Genomic DNA, 1,908 nt, shown 5'->3' with positions numbered 1-1,908 from the left:
TCGAGGGCACCGTCAACCAGGCCCTGGACATCACCGGGATCCGCCGGGCCCGCTACCGCGGCCTGGCCAAGGTCAGCCTCCAACACGCCTTCTCCGCCACCGCGATCAACATCATCCGGCTCGACGCTCACTGGACCGACACCCCCGCACGCCCCCGCGCCAGCCGCCTCGAACGCCTGGCCTACCGGCTCACTGCCTGACCGGCCACCAGGAATTGAGCAACGGAGTCGCAGCTCGTCCAGGCGGGGAGACGGGATCCCGGCAGGACATCGGCAAAGTCGGCCGGGCGGCAGGAATGCCGCCGTTTTCCCGCTCCGTCCGCCTCCTCAGCACTCGACGACGTTGACGGCGAGTCCGCCGCGCGCGGTCTCCTTGTACTTCACCTTCATGTCGGCGCCTGTCTCCTTCATGGTCTTGATGGCCTTGTCGAGGGAGACCTGGTGGCGGCCGTCGCCGCGCAGGGCCATCCGGGCTGCGGTGACGGCCTTCACCGCAGCCATGCCGTTGCGCTCGATGCACGGGATCTGGACGAGGCCACCGACCGGGTCGCAGGTGAGGCCGAGGTTGTACTCCATGCCGATCTCGGCGGCGTTCTCGACCTGTTCGGGGCTGCCGCCGAGAACCTCGGCAAGCCCTGCGGCGGCCATGGAGCAGGCGGCGCCGACCTCGCCCTGGCAGCCGACCTCGGCGCCGGAGATGGACGCGTTCTCCTTGAACAGCATGCCGATGGCGCCCGCCGCGAGCAGGAAGCGGACGATGCCGTCCGCGTCGGCGCCCGGAAGGAAGTCGAGGTAGTACCGCAGGACGGCCGGGATGATGCCCGCCGCGCCGTTCGTCGGAGCGGTGACGACCCGGCCTCCCGCGGCGTTCTCCTCGTTCACGGCCATGGCGTACAGGGCCACCCACTCCATCGCACGACCTGCCGCATCGCCCTCGCTCCGCAGCGCCCTGGCCACCGCGGCGGCCCGACGACGGACCTTCAGGCCGCCGGGGAGGACGCCCTCGCGGCCCATGCCGCGGGAGACACAGGCCTCCATGACCCGCCAGATCTCCAGCAGGCCCGCGCGGATCTCCTCCTCGGCGCGCCAAGCCTTCTCGTTCTCCAGCATCAACGCGGAGATCGACAGGCCGGTCTCCCGGGAGAGCCGCAGCAACTCGTCGCCGGTGCGGAACGGATGGGCCTGCACCGTGCCGTCGGGCTTGATCGGATCAGCGCCGACCGCGTCCTCGTCGACCACGAAGCCGCCGCCCACCGAGTAGTACGTCTTCTCCAGAAGCGGCACACCGTCGGTGTCGTACGCGAAGAGGATCATACCGTTGGCGTGGTACGGCAGCGAGCGCTGCCGGTGCAGGACCAGTTGGGTCGAGGCGTCGAAGTCGATCTCGTGGGACGGGCCGATCTCGGCACCGAGGATACGGATGCGCCCGGTGCTGCGGATCCGTTCGACGTCCAGGTCGGCCCGGGCGACATCGACCGTATGCGGCTCGTTGCCCTCCAGGCCGAGCAGCACCGCCTTGGGAGTGCCGTGGCCGTGGCCGGTCGCCCCCAGGGAGCCGAACAGCTCCGCCCGTACCTCAGCGGTCTGGGCGAGCACGCCGTCCTGCTTCAGCCGGGCGGCGAACATCCCGGCGGCGCGCATCGGGCCGACGGTGTGCGAGCTGGACGGGCCGATGCCTATGGAGAACAGGTCGAAGACGCTGGTTGCCACGCCGTACTCCGTGGGTTCGGAGGGGCGTGCCGAGCGGTCACGGGCACGCCCCTGAAGGAGGTTGTCGGTTACAGACCGGGGTAGAGCGGGTGCTTGTCGGCGAGCGCACGCACGCGCGCCTTCAGGGCCTCGGCGTCGGCCTCCCCGAAGGACGACGGCGCCTTGAGGGTCTCCGCGATCACGTCCGCGACCTCGGCGA

2 protein-coding genes are annotated in these 1,908 nt (G+C 70.5%); one reads left to right on the top strand and one right to left on the bottom strand.

What is annotated here, in order from left to right; genetic code table 11:
- On the top strand, positions 1-200 hold a 200-nt coding region (locus JS756_RS35615), incomplete at its 5' end, for a transposase (RefSeq protein ID WP_205386372.1).
- Positions 201-326: 126 nt separating this feature from the next.
- Here the strand turns inward: JS756_RS35615 and JS756_RS35610 are convergent.
- The gene (locus JS756_RS35610) at positions 327-1,709 is read right to left on the bottom strand and encodes an L-serine ammonia-lyase (protein WP_205387413.1); all 1,383 of its coding nucleotides are present in this window, start codon (positions 1,707-1,709) and stop codon (positions 327-329) included.
- Between the last annotated feature and the right edge of the window lie 199 nt (positions 1,710-1,908).

Origin of the sequence: Streptomyces actuosus (assembly GCF_016921115.1) — a bacterium.
Lineage (GTDB): Bacteria > Actinomycetota > Actinomycetes > Streptomycetales > Streptomycetaceae > Streptomyces > Streptomyces actuosus_A.
This window is presented reverse-complemented; position numbering and strand designations above follow the sequence as displayed.